Here is a 14,026-nt window from a genome sequence, read left to right as displayed (position 1 = left end):
GCGCCAGTCGTCATTGGACTGGCGGCGCCTTCTTCGCGGAGTCGGGGGCCTTGTCGGGCGTCACGTCGAGGATGCGCGCATGGCTCGTAATCGTCGCCTCTTTGGGCAGGCAGTTCGTCATGCAGGGCTTGGCCGTCCAGAACTCCTTCTCCGCCGTCTGGCGGTCGTCCATGAAGAAGTTCTTCTCGTTCGGCAGGCGGATGCTGGCGAGGTTCTTCTCGTTCACCTCGAAATCCTGATCCTTCAGGATGTCGTTGAGATAGAGGAGATAGGCCGTGACCGAGTAGGTCTCATCCGGCGTCAGGGTCTGGGCCGCGCCGAACGGCATCGCCCGGTGCACGAAGTCGAAGACCGTCGAGACATAGGGCCAGTAGGACCCGATGGTCTTGACCGGGTTTTCCGACTTCAAGGTCCCGGATCCGCCCGCGAGTTCCGGCCACCGGCCCGCGCCTTCGCCGAACTCGCCGTGGCAGCTGGCGCAGCGCTCCTGGAAGATGGTCTCGCCCAGCGCCGCCGTGCCCTTGCCGACCGGAAGCCCCTGGCCGTCCGGCCGCACGTCGATGTCCCAGCCCTTGATTTCCTCGGGCGTTGCCGCGCGGCCGATGTTTAGGCGCTCGGCCGCCACCGGCGTCGCGGCCAGGAGGGCGGCTGCGAGCGCGGCCGGAATGAGGTTACGCGACCTCGACATTCTCGATCTCCCCGCTGGGCAGCACGTGCCAGGTCTGAATGCCGTTGTTGTGGTAGATCGAGTTCAGGCCGCGATGCTGGCGCAAAGCCGCCTTGGTCGGCTGCACATAGCCGGTCTCGTCCCTGGCGCGGGACTGGAGCAGCAGCGGCTCACCGTTCCAGTCGAACTCGTAATAAAAGCGCGTCAGCGCCTTATCGAGGACCGGACCGTCGAGGCGGGCGGCGCGCCAGTTGCGGCCGCCATCGAGGGAGACGTCCACGCCCTTGATCGCCCCGCGTCCCGACCAAGCGAGGCCCGAGAGCACGGTGAAGCCCTTGCCGTGGATCGGCGCCTGCGGGCTTGGATTGGTGATCACGGACTTCGCGTCCATGGCCCAGGTGAAGCGCCGCGCCTGTCCGTCCGGCATGAGGGCCGTGTACTTCGAGGTCTCCTCGCGGGTGTGCCAGGGCTCGTCGCCGACCTTGATCCGGCGCAGCCACTTCACCCACATATTGCCCTGCCAGCCGGGCAGGACGAGGCGCAGCGGGTAGCCGTGCTCGGGATAGAGCGCCTCGCCGTTCATGGCGTAGGCGACGATGGCGTCGTCGAGCGCCTTCTCGATCGGCACCGAGCGGGTCATCGCCGCGGCGTCCGCCCCCTCCGGCAGCAGCCACTTGGCGTTCGTCTTGAGACCCGCCTCTTCGAGGAGGCGCTTGAGCGGCACGCCCGTGTACATGACGCAGTGGATCATGCCGTGGGTGAACTGGCAGCCGTTGAGCTGCGCGCCCTTCCACTCCATGCCGGAATTGGCCGCGCATTCGAGGAAGGCGATCCGGTTGACGCGGGGGAAGCGCTTGATGTCCTCCAGCGTCAGCATCAGCGGCTTCTCAACGAGGCCGTGGATCATCAACCGGTGCTCGGCCGGGTCGATCTCGGCGATGCCGCCATGGTGGCGCTCGAAGCCGAGACCGTTGGGGGTGATGATCCCCTCAAGCTGGTGCAGCGGCGTGAAGCTCACCGAGCTCTGGCGAGAGGCGGTCAGCCATTCAACGTCGCGGCGGATCACGTCCGCCTCGAACTTCGAGGGGCGGCCATAGGGCCGGCTCACGACACCGTCACCGAGGGATTGCGACCATTCCGGCACGTTCGGCGGCAGGTTCTTGGCCTCCGGCGCGGCGGCGGCCGCACGGCCCGCGAAAGCGCCGGTTCCCACCCCGGCGCCGACCGCTCCGCCCAAGGCGAGGCCGGTGCGCAGGAAGGATCGGCGGGAGGTCGGCCCGGACGGATCGGGGCGCGGCTTCGGTTCAGACATCGGTCTCTCCGAACTGTTTCAAGTATGGCAATGTGTGAATATCTTGAAGACGACTAGGCGCCACGGACGGTGACCTGCGCGGGCGTCGGGTTCACCGTCTTCTTGGCCTTGATGTGCGAGGCGACGACGTCCCAGATCGGCGGACCCTCGGTCCCCTCGTTGACGCTCGCCCAGCCCGCCACGGTGTAGCTGCTGCCGGCCTCGATGGGTTTGCCGGTGCGCAGCAGGGTCAGGTCGGAGATGCGGCTTCCGGCCGGGCGGGCGACATCGATGGCGTAGGACACGCCCCCCACCCGCACCATGTCGCCCCCCTGCTGGTAGTAGGGATCGGCGTTGAACAGGTTGTCGGCCACGTCCTCCAGCACCTCCTTCAGCCGGGCGCCGGTCATGGGCATCCGGTAGGCCGCCGGGTAGGTGATGGCGGTGGCGTTGTAGACGTCCTCGTGGGTGATCGCTTGCCCGGGCAGGAGGGTCGTGCCCCAGCGGAAGCCGGGCGAGAGGGCGATGTCGGCCTCGCGCTCGGACAGGAGCGCGTCGCAGATCAGGTCGTCGAGGGTGCCGTTGAAGTTGCCGCGCCGGTAGAGCAGGGCCTCGGTCCGCCCAAGTTCCTGGCTCAGCATCGCCTCGTGGGGCGCGCGGATCGCCTGGATCTTGGCCGCCATCGCCTTCTGCGGGGCGATGACATCGGAGAAGATCGGGATGAGCTTCGAGCGGTAGCCCTTCACGGCGCCGTCCCGCACGTCGAGGTCGACGCGGGTGAGGAACTTGCCGTGGCTGCCCGAGGCGATGAGCAGGGTGTTGCCGACCTTTACCGCCTGCGGCAGCGCATCGTGCGTGTGACCGGTCAGGACGACGTCGATTCCCTTCACCCGCGAGGCGAGCTTGCGGTCGACGTCGAACCCGTTGTGAGAGAGCAGCACGACGAGGTCGGCGCCCTCTTTCCGGGCGTTGTCGACGCTCGCCTGCACATCCTCCTCGCGGATGCCGAAGGACCAGTTCGGGATCATCCAGCGCGGGTTGGCGATGGGCGTGTAGGGGAAGGCCTGCCCGATCACCGCGACCTTCGCGCCGCCGCGCTCGAACATCTTCGTGGACTCGAAGGCTGGCTCGTTCCACTCCGCGTCGCGGACGTTCTGGCCGAGGAACGGGCAGCCGAGCCCGTCCACGATCTCCTTCACCCGCTCGGTGCCGAGGGTGAACTCCCAGTGGCCGGTCATGGCGTCGGGCTTCAGCAGCGCCATGCAGTCGACCATGTCCTGGCCCTTGCTCACCATCGAGGTGTAGCTGTTCTGCCAAGTGTCGCCGCCGTCGAGGAACAGCACCTTGTCGCCGCGCTCGGCGCGGATCGCGTCGAGCACCGTGGCGATCCGGTCGAGGCCGCCCATCCGGCCGTAGCTGCGGGCGAGCGCGACGTAGTCCTCCGGCGTCAGCGCATAGGCCAGCGGCGAGCCGCCGGGGATGCCGTAGAGGTCGAGGTAGGCGCGTCCGGTGACGTGGGGGACCTGACCGCGCGCCTCGCCCACCCCGAGATTGGTCGAGGGCTCGCGGAACAGCACGGGCCGCAACTGCGCGTGGATGTCGGTCAGGTGGACCAGGGTGACGTTGCCCATCGGCTCGAAGGCCAGGAGGTCGTACTGGGTCAGGCGCTGCTGGGCGAAGGCGCGGATCCAGCCCGTCGGCACCAGGGCCGCGGTGGCGGCGGCGATCTGCAGGAAGTCGCGGCGTGAGGTCATGGGACGATCCGACCCTCAGTTGCGCACGGCGGGCGTCTCGACCGGAAGGCCGAGGCCGCGCCACGCGACGTAGGTCTCCAGGGCGAGGAACTCGTCGGAGAGCGGCTTGAACGGCGTGGCCCGGACGTCCTGCATGCAGCCCTCCATGCGCTCGTGCAGCGGCACCAGCCGCTGGTCACGTAGGCGGTAGACGGGGAAGCCGTTGCTCTGCCCCTGGCTGAGGAAATCGGCCCGGAGATACTTGCCGTGGTTCTTTTCGTGGCAGCTCGCGCAGGCGAGATCGAGCTGGCCGTTCCGCTGGTAGTACAGCGATTTGCCGCGCTCGAACCAGGGCGTCATCGGCCCGTCCACCTTCACGGCGACCGGCATCCCCCGGGACTGGTTGCGGATGTAGGTGGTCATGGCCGTGAGTTCGGGCGAGCCGAAGACGAAAGGCTCGGCCTTCAGGGCGCCGCTGCGGCAGATGTTGATCCGCTGCTCCAGATTGATTGGCTTCCCGAGCTTCTCGTTCCACTTCGGATAGGCAGCCGCGACGCCCTTCATCGAGGTCGAGGCCTCGTTGTGGCAGCTCGCGCAGGACTTGCCGGCCGTGCCATCGACCTTCGACCAGAGTTCCTCGCCCTGCTCGACGGCGAGGAAGCCCGGATTGTTGAAGTCGTCGGCCTGCATCTCCTGCGTTTCCTTGGAACGGAAATACAGGCCCGAGACGACTTCCTCGAACGGAGAATTCGGGTTCTGGGGCTTCATGCCGTGCGCCTGCCACGCCGGGCGCTCGGACGGCTCCTTCGCGGCGGGCGCCGACGGCATGTCCTGCGCGTGCGGCGCGACGGCCAACGCGACGAGCGCGAGCGCTGTAAAGGCGAGAGTTGGGCGGACCATGGTGAGGGCTCCGGCGCGGCGGGGGGAGGCGCTCCGGGGCGAACGGCCCCGGGCGCGCGTCAGGCGACCTTGATCTGCTCGGTGGCCTGGATCTTCGACCCGTCGTCATCGACCCAGGTAAAAGTCAGCGCTCCGGATTCTTCGGGCTTGATCTTGAACTGGAAGTAGGGATTGGCGGAGACTGCGCTCTCGATATCGGCGCTGAAGATCGTCTTGCCGTTCAGGTCACAGGTGAACTTGTTCAGGATCTTGCGCGGGATCGTCTTCCCGTCCTTGTCCTTGCGCTGGCCGGACTCCATCGTGTGGGAGACGAGCGTCTTCACCTCGATGATGCCGCCCTTGGCGACCTCCTTCTTGTCCAGTTTGATCCGCGGCTTCACGTCGGCCATGTGGTCCTCCCGTCCTCGTTCGATGCTGTCGCGTATGGGTTAGCCGCCGCAGCCGCCGATGGTGACCTTCACCTGGCGGACGTCGCTGAACACCGAGCCGTCGTTCATGCGGGCGACCGCGATGACGTTCTGGGTCTCTGCGAGACGGATCCGGGTGTTCGCCTCCGCGACGCTCGACGGCGTGAAGTGGAAGCTGATGACGCCGGGGTTCGGATTGCCCTCGGCGACGATCATCACCTCCTCGACGTAGCTTTCCGCCGTCATCGGCCCGTCGACGCTCACCGTCATCGGCACCGTGTTGCCGTTCTCGGCGATCTCGGGGAGTTCGAGCTTGACCCTGCCCTTCACCGGCTCCTTGCCGCGGGTGAAGGCCTTGATGGCCTCATCGGTCGCGGGCTTCGCCGCCAGGGCCGGGCCGGCGCGGAAAGCGAAGGCGGTGGCCACCATGGCGCCGGTGCCGAAGGCCAGGGCTTGGCGGCGGCTCATTGCGGGGATCTTGGCAGAGGTCATGGCAAGCGGCTCCTTCAGCCCGCGAGATCACTTCAAGGTCGTGAGGTAGGCGACGACGTCCTCGACCTGCTGCGCGGTCAGGATCGGCTTGCCCTGGAATTCGGCGCGCACGCGGTTGAGGCCGTCGATCCGGTAGAAGGCCGGCATCACGGTCGCCTCGGTGAAGACGTGCTTCGGGTTGACGACGATCATCCGCAGGTGGGCCGCGTCCCACCGGCCCGCGACGCCATCGAGGGAGGGCCCGACCTCGCCGTGGAAAGATTCGCCCTTGAGCGACGAGACCTGATGGCAGCCGAGGCAATTGCCCTGGCGCCGGTTCACGACGACCTTCGCGCCGGCCGCCGCATCCCCCGGCTTGTCGGTGAGCGGCTCGGGGATTGAGTCGCTGCCATCGATGGCGACGATCTTGAACGGGGCGAGCCCGGTGGAAGCCGTCTCGGCTCCGGCGGCGGTCGCGAGGACGCAAAGTCCCGCGAGCGCAAAGGCTGTGATCGGCCTGCGCATCTGGCGTTTCCTCGGTGCGCCGTCTTTGCGGCGAGTGCGGTCGTCTCGAACCGCTCGCTCTGCCGGCGGGCAAACCCATCGACATATGCGAATTATTGCAAGTTTGACGTGGATCGCTCTCAAGTCAAGCTGGAATTGCGAGGCCGCTGACTATCGCGGCGGGACTGTCAGCCCCGCTGCGCCGCCTCCGGCGAGCGGAGGTAATCCTGCAGGGTCGTCCGCTCGTCGGCACGCTCGGCCACGAAGGCGAAAGTCCGGCGGAACTCCTCCGGCGGCACGTAGCCCCGCACTCGCAGGACCTCGCGCTGCTGGGGCGTCTTGCCCGCGAGTGCCGTCTCCTCCACCGGAAAGAACTGAATGGTCGGCGTGGACCGGATGCCGTACTTCTCCGCGAAAGCCTTCTCGGGAAGGATCTGACCGTCGAAATCGGTGACCTCCCGCGAACCGATGAAATTCAGTTGCAGGATCTCGAAACGCTCGCGGATGAAGGCGCTCGTCGCCGGATCTGCGAAGTTCACGAGGTGGATCTGTTTGCAGAAGGGACAGCCCTTCAGCTCCCACAGGATGGCGAGGCGCTTGCCGTGCTCCCGCGCGGACTTCAGATCGTCGGGGAGATCGAGGAAGCTTTCGAGGAACCAGGGCTCCCGGTAGAGGCCGTCATCGCCCTGGATCGCTTGGGCCATGGCCCTGGAGGGCAGGCCGAGCGCGAGGGCACCCGCCAGGAACCGGCGCCGGGTCGACATGGCGTCCCCTCCAAATATTCTAGTTTCTGCATGTGTAGAGCGATTGTCCTGCCCCTGGCAATCTAGTCCTCCTGACATCCGGCTGCCATTGAAGCCGCGCGGACGACGGCGGCTCCGCGCCGAGGGCGATCACGATCCCGGCGGCTGCGCCGATGCCCCTCGAACACATTCGTCTTTTGCTATATAAGGATCAGTGGTCCTGGGCTTGGGAAGACCGATGCGGGGAACGAGGCGAGCCGTCATGGCGGGGGCGTGGGGGTTCGCCCTATGGCCCGGCATCGTTGAGGCCGCCGAGCTGATCAAGTTCGAGCGGCGCGGCTGCCCGTGGTGCAAGGCCTGGGACAAGGAGATCGGGCCGATCTACCCGAAGACGGATATCGGGAAGCGGGCGCCGTTGCGCCGTGTCGATCTCGACGCAGGCCTCCCTCCCGGACTCACGCTCAAGCGCCCGATCCGCTACACACCGACATTCGTCCTCGTCGAAGACGGGTCCGAGCTCGACCGGATCGAGGGCTATCCGGGTGAGGATTTCTTCTGGGGACGGGCCGAGCGGTTGCTCGAACGGCTCCCCGGATCCCCGTAACGGGCTTCGGGCGGCGAGGAAAAGGGTGGGATGATGCCGTTGCAACAGGCGCAACCGGTGACGAGCGTCGAGGCCCCGGGCAGCCTCGACCTGGATCTGTTGCTGGCCAATGCCCGCGATGCCAGCGAACTGCTCAAAGCCCTCGGGCACGAGGCGCGCCTCGTCATCCTCTGTCTGCTGGTCGAGGGCGAGCGCTCGGTCTCGGAACTGGAGCAATTGCTGAATCTGCGGCAACCGGCCGTGTCCCAGCAACTGGCTCGGTTACGGGCCGACGATCTCGTCGAGGCCCGCCGTGACGGCAAGAACATCTATTATGCGCTGGCCCGGCCCGAGGTTCGCGAGATCATCGCCGCCCTGCACCGCGCATTCTGCAACGGACGGACACCGTAACCGGCGAAACCCTCAAGTGTGCCGGTCCACGAGGTAGTAGAGCCCCGCGCGAGCCCCGACGAGGATCGCGCCGAGGGCGAGAATCGAGCCGACCGACAGCGTCGAAAGCCCGCTCAATCCCTGGCCGATGGTGCAGCCCAGCGCCGTGACGCCGCCGGTGCCCATCAGGAAGGCGCCGAGCAGGTGGCGCTTCACCTCGCGGGCATCATCGGGCGCCTCCCAGTGAAATTCACCCGCAGCGCGCGCCGCCGCGAAGGACCCGAGCACGACGCCGAGGACCGAGGCCACGCCGAAATCGATCCGCGTGCCGCTCGCGAGCATGGCATAGAGGAGGGTATCGCCGACCGGCCGTGCGAAGCTGAAGGAGCCGACCGCCCGGGTTTCGAACTCGTCGAAACCCGCGCTCCCGTTCGTCCACCACCCGGCGACGATGACGAGCCCGATGGCGATGGCGCCGATGAGGAGCCGCTGAGTCCGACGGAAGTCTTTGCCCGTCAGCGCCACGAGGCAGAAGCCGATGCCTGCAATGACGCTGAAGGCCACGCGGCCGGTCTGATCCAGCTTCAACAAGGCCCCGAGCCGCTGGCTACCGAGATCGAGGCTGAGCGGTGCGGTGAGCGTCACGCGCAGAAAGGCTGTCACGCCGCTGATCGCCATGTAGGCCGAGAGGCCGAGCACGAGGAGGACGAGGAGGGCGCGCAGATCTCCCCCGCCGAGCCGCAGCAACGCGCCGAAGCTGCAGGTGCCGACGAGCGCCATGCCGAAGCCGAACATCGTTCCGCCGAGGATCATCGCGCCCCATTCGAAGCGCGGCCCCGCATAGATCGACCGGGCGAGGTCGAGACCGAATTCGGATTCCAAAAGCTGCGTGCCCACCACGGCGATGCCGGTGGCCAGCAACCATGCCCGGGCGCGGCGCGTGTCGCGCGCATAGACGGCATCTTCGATGGCGCCCAACGTGCAGAACCGCCCCCGGCGCGCGACCATCCCGAGCACGGCACCCAGCACGAGGCCGAGGGCCGCCCGGAGGAGATGCGCAGGCAGGAGGTCCATCATCGGCTCAGGTACGCCCAATACCGATGAGCCCTGTCAAACGCCCAATTCCGCTCCGCCTTTCAGTTTGACCGGAATGGTCAGGTAACGAACGCCGTTCGCCTCGGCCGGGGGGAACTTGCCGGCGCGGATATTGACCTGGATCGACGGCAGCAGAAGGCGCGGCGCAGCCAGCGTCGCGTCCCGGGCGGTGCGCATGGCGGTGAACTCCTCCTCGCTCACGCCCTCCTTCACATGAACGTTGCGCTCGCGCTGCTCGCCGACCGTGGTCTCCCAGGCGTACACGTCGCGGCCCGGCGCCTTGTAGTCGTGGCAGAGGTGAAGCACCGTCGCCGGAGGCAGGGCCAGCAACTTGCGGATCGAGCGATAGAGGGTGCGCACGTCGCCGCCGGGGAAGTCGGCCCGCGCGGTACCGAAATCGGGCATGAACAGCGTATCGCCGACGAAGACGTGGCCGCCGATGCGGTAGCAGATGTCAGCCGGCGTATGGCCTGGCGTGTACAGCACCTCGACGGCGAGATTGCCGATGGCAAACGTCTCGCCGTCCACGAAGAGGTGGTCGAAATCGCTGCCGTCGGTCTTTAGGTCGGTGGCGTTGAAGACCGGGCGGAAGATCTTCTGGACCTCCTTGATGTGCTCGCCGATGCCGATCTTCGTGCCGGTCTTGGCCTTCACGTAGGGCGAGCCGGAGAGGTGGTCGGCGTGCGCGTGGGTTTCCAGCGTCCAGACCACCGTGTAGCCCGCCTCGTCGGCGGCCGTCAGCATCGCCTCAACGGAGCGAGTGTCGACGCTGCCGCCGTTGTGATCGTAGTCGAGCACCGGATCGATGAAGGCCGCCTGCTTCGTCTCGGGATCGGCCACGATGTAGCTCACCGTGTTGGTGGGCTCGTCGAAGAAGGCTTGGATGACGGGTTCGGGGCCACGGGCTTCGGTCATTGCTTGTCTCCTGTCGGTCGTCCTTGGACGGGTGGGGTCACGCGCCGGGAAGCCGGCGTCGGCAGGTGTTGATCCCTAGGATCGTGTAGGCTGGGCAGAACCCGACGAGGGCGGTCAACGCCATCACGGCGCCGATGCCGACGGCGGCAAGGGCCCAGACTCCGGCGAGCATCGTGTAGCCCAGGCCTGCGATCAGAAGGCCGACGACGAGGCGCAGGATGCGATCGATGCTACCGACATTGGGGGTCATGGCGGTTTTCCTGAAAGGTGCCGTCCGGTGGTCATCGAAGCGGGTGCGGCACCGGGCGCCCGCCTCGGCGACGGTCAAGGCGTCGCGGCGAAAGCGCCGGCGTTGCGGTAGAGCATGTAGCCGGCGACACCGAAGATGACGGTGGCGAATACCGTGTCGAGCGCGCCCTTGTAGCCAGAGAGCCGGTTGGCCAGCCGCATACCCAAGAAACCGCCGACGAGGCCGCCGGCGATGAATTCCCCGGCGACGGCCCAATCGACCATTCCGGACAGGGCGTAATTCGTTGCTGTGGCGAGGCCGAAGGCACCAACGGCGAGCAGCGAGGTGCCGACCGCAGTGATCAGCGGCATGCCGGTGGCGAAGACGAGGCCCGGCACGATCAGGAACCCGCCGCCGATCCCGAAGAAGCCCGACAGGACCCCGACCGCGAAGGCGACGGCCACGACCTTCCAACTCGGTACCGGACCGCATCCGACAGGCTCCGAGGTTCCACTCTGAACCTTGCGACCCCGCAGCATGTGGATGCCCACGACGACCATCAGCATCGCGAAGAGGAAGAGCAGGCGCTGGCCGTCGACCGCCTTGCCGAACGTCGAGCCGACGAGGGCGCCAAGGATGCCGACTCCGGCGAACACGACGGCGCAGCGCCAACGCACGTTGCCGGACCTGGCGTGCCCGACGAGGGTCAGGAACGCGTTGGCCGCGACCGCCAGAGCGCCGGTTCCAATGGCGAGGTGCGGCTGGGCCATGCCGACCACGTACAGCAGAAGCGGCGTCGCCAGGATCGAGCCGCCGCCGCCGATGAGTCCGAGCGTGAAGCCGACCCCTGAGCCGGACAAGATGGCGGGAAGCGCATTCATCGGCGGTGACCTCCGCGTCCAGGGGCCTTGTCGACGACCGGTCGAGCCGGTCGGCGGCCGGCAAGCCCCGATCCCGACTGTCATTCATTTAATAAAAAAACAAAATGAAAGGATCGTCGCTTTCGTCACTGGTGGACCTTCTTGCGGTGGAGGTCAACGTATGATTTATAGAAATCGCAACTCATAATATAAATCTATCAGATGAGGATCTAGCCATGGACGTCAAACGCCTCTCCCCGGACCTGTCGGTGACGGGTCAGCTCGCTCCCTCCGATCTCGCGGCGGCGGCCGAGTCGGGCTTCCGGGCGGTGATCTGCAACCGCCCCGATGGCGAGGGCGGCGACCAGCCGGGCTTCTCGGAGTTGGAGGCCGCCGCGCGTGCGGCCGGCCTGGAGGCGCGGTACCTACCCGTCACGTCGGGCAAGGTGACGGATGGGGATGTGATGGCCTTCCGCGGCGAGCTCGCGGCCCTGCCGAAGCCGGTGCTCGCCTTCTGCCGCACCGGAACCCGCTCCGCGACGCTGTGGGCGCTCGGCGAGGCGGCAGCTGCGCGGCCGCTTCCGGACATCCTGGCTGCCACCAAGGCGGCCGGATACGAACTGAGCGGCGTCGTCCGGCGCATCGCGGCAGGCGGCCGGGTTCCTACTGAGCACGCCGACCAGTTCCACAGTGTGGTCGTCGTCGGCGGCGGGGCCGGCGGCATCGCCGTCGCGGCGAGCCTGAAGGCGCGCAAACCCGACCTCGACATCGCCGTCATCGATCCGGCGGACGTGCACTATTACCAGCCGGGCTGGACGATGGTCGGCGGCGGAGTGTTCGAGCCCGCCGCCACGGCCAGGACCATGGCTTCCCTGATCCCGAACGGCGTGCGCTGGATCAAGGCGGCGGTTGCGGCCTTCGAGCCCGAGCGCAAGGCGGTAATCTTGGAAGGGTGCCGGGTGGTGCGCTACGACCGCCTCGTGGTCGCGCCCGGCCTCAAGCTGAACTGGGCCGGCATCGAGGGGCTCGCCGAAACCCTCGGGCGGAACGGGGTCACCTCGAACTACCGCTACGACCTCGCCCCCTACACCTGGGACCTCGTGCGGAACCTGCGGGCGGGCCGCGCCGTCTTCACGCAGCCGCCGATGCCGATCAAGTGCGCCGGCGCCCCGCAGAAGGCGATGTACCTTTCCGCCGACCACTGGCTGCGGCAGGGGCGGCTCGGGGACATCGCGGTCGAGCTCTACAATGCCGGTCCAGTCCTGTTCGGCGTGAAGGAATACGTCCCGGCCCTGATGAATTACGTGAAGCGCTACGACGCGAACCTGAATTTCAATCACACCCTGACCCGGATCGACGGTCCGGCTCGGCGCGCGTGGTTCTCGCGCAAGACGGAGGAGGGCGGCAGCGAGACGGTTGAGACCGGCTTCGACATGATCCACGTCGTCCCGCCGCAGCAGGCGCCCGACTTCGTCCGCGTCTCGCCCCTGGCCGATGCCGCCGGCTGGGTCGATGTGGACCCCGGGAGCCTGCGACACCGTCGCTTCCCCGAGGTCTACGCGCTCGGCGACGCCTGCAACGCGCCCAACGCCAAGACCGCCGCCGCCGCGCGCAAGCAGGCGCCCGTGGTGGCCCACAACCTCCTCGTCGAGATGGGCCACCTGCGCGGGGCCGAGGTCGCCTACGACGGCTACGGCTCGTGTCCGCTCACGGTCGAGCGAGGTAAGATCCTGCTCGCGGAGTTCGGCTACGGCGGCAAGCTCATGCCGAGCTTCCCCGCATGGCTGATCGACGGGACGAAGCCGAGCCACCTCGCATGGCTCCTGAAGGAGCGGATGCTGCCTCCAATCTACTGGAAGGCCATGCTCAAGGGACGCGAATGGATGGCTAAGCCGGAGAAGGCAGCCGCCTGAAGCTAAGCGGCGCCGGCTTTGTCCCGGCGCCGCTCGCTGTGCGTCGACGATGCGGGCTCAATCGCATGCCCTCAGCCGACAGCTAGGGTTCCGGACCGTGAGGCACGTGTTCGGAGCGGCGCGCCAGCGCCAGCGAGCGGCGCTAGGAACGGAGCGACAGCGTCCGTCAAGGTTCTCCGACCTGACCGAACATCGCCGCTTGGCCGAGCGCCCGCGCTCGCGCATCCGGGCTGCGCGCAGGCAAGCTTCTCCGCGGTCGACCCGCGATCAGGATGTCGTCGAACGCGTCGAGGAGGGCCTGCATGCGGGCGTCGCTCAGGCTGTAGAACACCACCTTGTGCTCGCGCCGCGTGGCCACGACCTCAGCGTTGCGCAGCTCCCCGAGCTGCTGCGACAGCGTTGGTTGGCGGATGCCGAGCTGCTGCTCGATCTCAGAGACGGATCGCTCTCCCTCCGCCAGGAGATACAGGATGCGCAGCCGGTTCGGGTTGGCGGCGACCTTGAGCAGGTCGGCGATCAGGATCGCCGTCGCCTCGTCCGTGCCGGAGGCCATCACAGGCTTCCCAAGCGGTAGTACCAGTCCTGCCCCGCAGCGCCTGGCTGGGCGATCTCGTCGCTCGTCAGAGGCGGGTTCACAAGCACCTGGTCGCCGGGTTGCCATCCCTCCGGCGTCGAGACGTCCGATGCGTCGCAGGCTTGGAGCGCCTGCACCAGCCGAAGGATCTCGGCGATGCTGCGGCCCACCGTCAGCGGGTAGGCGACCAGCGCCCGCACGATGCCTTCAGGATCGATGACGAACGTGGTCCGGACGGTGGCGCTCGACGTCGAGCCAGCCGGCAGCATGCCGTAGGCCCGGGCGATGCCCATGGCGGGATCTTCGACGATAGGGAATGGCACCCGCACGCCGAAACGCTGCTCGATGCTGTGCTTCCAGGCCAAGTGGGAGGAAAGGCTGTCGACGGACAGGGCGAGCAGGTCGCAGTCGGTGTCCCGAAAGGCCTCGTAGGCCTGGGCGAACGCGACGAACTCGCTGGTGCAGACGGGGGTGAAGTCGGCCGGGTGGGAGAAGAACACCAGCCAGCGTCCGCGATACGAGGCGAGCGTCCGCGGGCCCATCGTCGTCCGCGCGCGAAAGTTCGGCGCGACGTCGCCGATGATCGGCGGGCAGGCGGGCGGCGGCACGGGCGGATCGGTGTCGGTTTCGATACTCATGGAACAACTCTCGACGTTTCAACAGTGTGGTCAGCACCGTGGACCTCGCTACGATGCCGGTCAATATGCAAATTCATATCGAGTAGGTCTTCGCATCATAAACTTGTATTGAC

16 protein-coding genes and 1 pseudogene are annotated in these 14,026 nt (G+C 67.3%); 3 read left to right on the top strand and 14 right to left on the bottom strand.

Annotated features, from left to right (window positions below; translation table 11 throughout):
* Positions 1-10 precede the first annotated feature (10 nt).
* The 8 genes from BKE41_RS02820 to BKE41_RS02785 all read right to left on the bottom strand — a co-directional run bounded on the left by BKE41_RS02820 (position 11) and on the right by BKE41_RS02785 (position 6,737).
* A complete protein-coding gene (locus BKE41_RS02820; protein ID WP_059407830.1) occupies positions 11-688 on the bottom strand; it encodes a cytochrome c in 678 nt (225 codons plus the stop codon).
* Positions 672-1,979, bottom strand: coding sequence for a sulfite dehydrogenase (soxC, locus tag BKE41_RS02815; protein WP_059407832.1), 1,308 nt, complete (start codon positions 1,977-1,979; stop codon positions 672-674). The genes BKE41_RS02820 and soxC overlap by 17 nt, the downstream gene beginning before the upstream one ends.
* Before the next feature lie 53 nt (positions 1,980-2,032).
* Positions 2,033-3,712, bottom strand: a complete 1,680-nt coding sequence (gene soxB, locus BKE41_RS02810; protein WP_059407833.1) for a thiosulfohydrolase SoxB — start codon at positions 3,710-3,712, stop codon at positions 2,033-2,035.
* Positions 3,713-3,727: 15 nt separating this feature from the next.
* Entirely contained in the window at positions 3,728-4,591 is an 864-nt protein-coding gene (soxA, locus tag BKE41_RS02805) for a sulfur oxidation c-type cytochrome SoxA (RefSeq protein WP_059407835.1), read from the bottom strand.
* Positions 4,592-4,650: 59 nt separating this feature from the next.
* Complete coding sequence (soxZ, locus tag BKE41_RS02800; RefSeq protein ID WP_010682137.1) at positions 4,651-4,980, bottom strand: thiosulfate oxidation carrier complex protein SoxZ; 330 nt, start codon at positions 4,978-4,980, stop codon at positions 4,651-4,653.
* A 39-nt stretch (positions 4,981-5,019) separates the two neighbouring features.
* On the bottom strand, positions 5,020-5,490 hold the full coding sequence (gene soxY / locus BKE41_RS02795) for a thiosulfate oxidation carrier protein SoxY (RefSeq protein ID WP_059407837.1): 471 nt from the start codon (positions 5,488-5,490) through the stop codon (positions 5,020-5,022).
* Positions 5,491-5,517: 27 nt separating this feature from the next.
* Entirely contained in the window at positions 5,518-5,994 is a 477-nt protein-coding gene (gene soxX / locus BKE41_RS02790; protein WP_059407839.1) for a sulfur oxidation c-type cytochrome SoxX, read from the bottom strand.
* Positions 5,995-6,161: 167 nt separating this feature from the next.
* Positions 6,162-6,737: a thioredoxin family protein gene (locus tag BKE41_RS02785; RefSeq protein WP_059407841.1), complete on the bottom strand. Its 576-nt coding sequence runs from the start codon at positions 6,735-6,737 to the stop codon at positions 6,162-6,164.
* Between the two features lie 241 nt (positions 6,738-6,978).
* Between BKE41_RS02785 and BKE41_RS02780 the strand changes: the two genes are divergently transcribed.
* Positions 6,979-7,320 carry a thioredoxin family protein gene (locus BKE41_RS02780; RefSeq protein WP_185156780.1) on the top strand — a complete coding sequence of 114 codons (342 nt, stop codon included), beginning with the start codon at positions 6,979-6,981 and terminating at the stop codon, positions 7,318-7,320.
* 33 nt (positions 7,321-7,353) lie between these two features.
* Positions 7,354-7,710 (top strand): metalloregulator ArsR/SmtB family transcription factor, encoded by a 357-nt coding sequence (locus BKE41_RS02775; protein ID WP_043379005.1) that lies wholly within the window; start codon positions 7,354-7,356, stop codon positions 7,708-7,710.
* A gap of 12 nt (positions 7,711-7,722) precedes the next feature.
* Here the strand turns inward: BKE41_RS02775 and BKE41_RS02770 are convergent, their stop codons facing one another.
* The 4 genes from BKE41_RS02770 to BKE41_RS02755 form a co-directional block, all read right to left on the bottom strand.
* Positions 7,723-8,766, bottom strand: a complete 1,044-nt coding sequence (locus BKE41_RS02770; protein ID WP_059407843.1) for a YeeE/YedE family protein — start codon at positions 8,764-8,766, stop codon at positions 7,723-7,725.
* A 33-nt stretch (positions 8,767-8,799) separates the two neighbouring features.
* Positions 8,800-9,699 (bottom strand): MBL fold metallo-hydrolase, encoded by a 900-nt coding sequence (locus tag BKE41_RS02765; protein WP_059407845.1) that lies wholly within the window; start codon positions 9,697-9,699, stop codon positions 8,800-8,802.
* 37 nt (positions 9,700-9,736) lie between these two features.
* Positions 9,737-9,949 carry a DUF2892 domain-containing protein gene (locus tag BKE41_RS02760; RefSeq protein WP_059407847.1) on the bottom strand — a complete coding sequence of 71 codons (213 nt, stop codon included), beginning with the start codon at positions 9,947-9,949 and terminating at the stop codon, positions 9,737-9,739.
* A gap of 74 nt (positions 9,950-10,023) precedes the next feature.
* Positions 10,024-10,809 carry a sulfite exporter TauE/SafE family protein gene (locus BKE41_RS02755; RefSeq protein ID WP_059407852.1) on the bottom strand — a complete coding sequence of 262 codons (786 nt, stop codon included), beginning with the start codon at positions 10,807-10,809 and terminating at the stop codon, positions 10,024-10,026.
* Between the two features lie 215 nt (positions 10,810-11,024).
* On the opposite strand from BKE41_RS02755, the gene BKE41_RS02750 reads away from it, so the two are divergent.
* On the top strand, positions 11,025-12,701 hold the full coding sequence (locus BKE41_RS02750) for a bifunctional protein tyrosine phosphatase family protein/NAD(P)/FAD-dependent oxidoreductase (RefSeq protein ID WP_059407854.1): 1,677 nt from the start codon (positions 11,025-11,027) through the stop codon (positions 12,699-12,701).
* Between the two features lie 283 nt (positions 12,702-12,984).
* Here the strand turns inward: BKE41_RS02750 and BKE41_RS02745 are convergent.
* A pseudogene (locus BKE41_RS02745) lies at positions 12,985-13,254 on the bottom strand (metalloregulator ArsR/SmtB family transcription factor); the annotation flags it as partial.
* Positions 13,254-13,817, bottom strand: a complete 564-nt coding sequence (locus tag BKE41_RS02740) for a peroxiredoxin (RefSeq protein ID WP_244612617.1) — start codon at positions 13,815-13,817, stop codon at positions 13,254-13,256. The gene BKE41_RS02740 and the pseudogene BKE41_RS02745, both read right to left, overlap by 1 nt.
* Positions 13,818-14,026 lie beyond the last annotated feature (209 nt).

Origin of the sequence: Methylobacterium sp. C1 (assembly GCF_001854385.1) — a bacterium.
GTDB classification, from domain to species: Bacteria; Pseudomonadota; Alphaproteobacteria; order Rhizobiales; family Beijerinckiaceae; genus Methylobacterium; species Methylobacterium radiotolerans.
This window is presented reverse-complemented; position numbering and strand designations above follow the sequence as displayed.

Bases quoted from the DNA above. Each gene is read 5' to 3' on its own strand.
- soxB (WP_059407833.1), bottom strand. From the start codon at position 3,712: ATGACCTCACGCCGCGACTTCCTGCAGATCGCCGCCGCCACCGCGGCC.
- soxC (WP_059407832.1), bottom strand. From the start codon at position 1,979: ATGTCTGAACCGAAGCCGCGCCCCGATCCGTCCGGGCCGACCTCCCGC.
- BKE41_RS02780 (WP_185156780.1), top strand. From the start codon at position 6,979: ATGGCGGGGGCGTGGGGGTTCGCCCTATGGCCCGGCATCGTTGAGGCC.
- soxZ (WP_010682137.1), bottom strand. From the start codon at position 4,980: ATGGCCGACGTGAAGCCGCGGATCAAACTGGACAAGAAGGAGGTCGCC.
- BKE41_RS02765 (WP_059407845.1), bottom strand. From the start codon at position 9,699: ATGACCGAAGCCCGTGGCCCCGAACCCGTCATCCAAGCCTTCTTCGAC.
- soxA (WP_059407835.1), bottom strand. From the start codon at position 4,591: ATGGTCCGCCCAACTCTCGCCTTTACAGCGCTCGCGCTCGTCGCGTTG.
- BKE41_RS02785 (WP_059407841.1), bottom strand. From the start codon at position 6,737: ATGTCGACCCGGCGCCGGTTCCTGGCGGGTGCCCTCGCGCTCGGCCTG.
- BKE41_RS02820 (WP_059407830.1), bottom strand. From the start codon at position 688: ATGTCGAGGTCGCGTAACCTCATTCCGGCCGCGCTCGCAGCCGCCCTC.
- BKE41_RS02755 (WP_059407852.1), bottom strand. From the start codon at position 10,809: ATGAATGCGCTTCCCGCCATCTTGTCCGGCTCAGGGGTCGGCTTCACG.
- BKE41_RS02770 (WP_059407843.1), bottom strand. From the start codon at position 8,766: ATGATGGACCTCCTGCCTGCGCATCTCCTCCGGGCGGCCCTCGGCCTC.
- BKE41_RS02750 (WP_059407854.1), top strand. From the start codon at position 11,025: ATGGACGTCAAACGCCTCTCCCCGGACCTGTCGGTGACGGGTCAGCTC.
- soxX (WP_059407839.1), bottom strand. From the start codon at position 5,994: ATGCGCAGGCCGATCACAGCCTTTGCGCTCGCGGGACTTTGCGTCCTC.
- BKE41_RS02775 (WP_043379005.1), top strand. From the start codon at position 7,354: ATGCCGTTGCAACAGGCGCAACCGGTGACGAGCGTCGAGGCCCCGGGC.
- BKE41_RS02740 (WP_244612617.1), bottom strand. From the start codon at position 13,817: ATGGGCCCGCGGACGCTCGCCTCGTATCGCGGACGCTGGCTGGTGTTC.
- soxY (WP_059407837.1), bottom strand. From the start codon at position 5,490: ATGACCTCTGCCAAGATCCCCGCAATGAGCCGCCGCCAAGCCCTGGCC.
- BKE41_RS02760 (WP_059407847.1), bottom strand. From the start codon at position 9,949: ATGACCCCCAATGTCGGTAGCATCGATCGCATCCTGCGCCTCGTCGTC.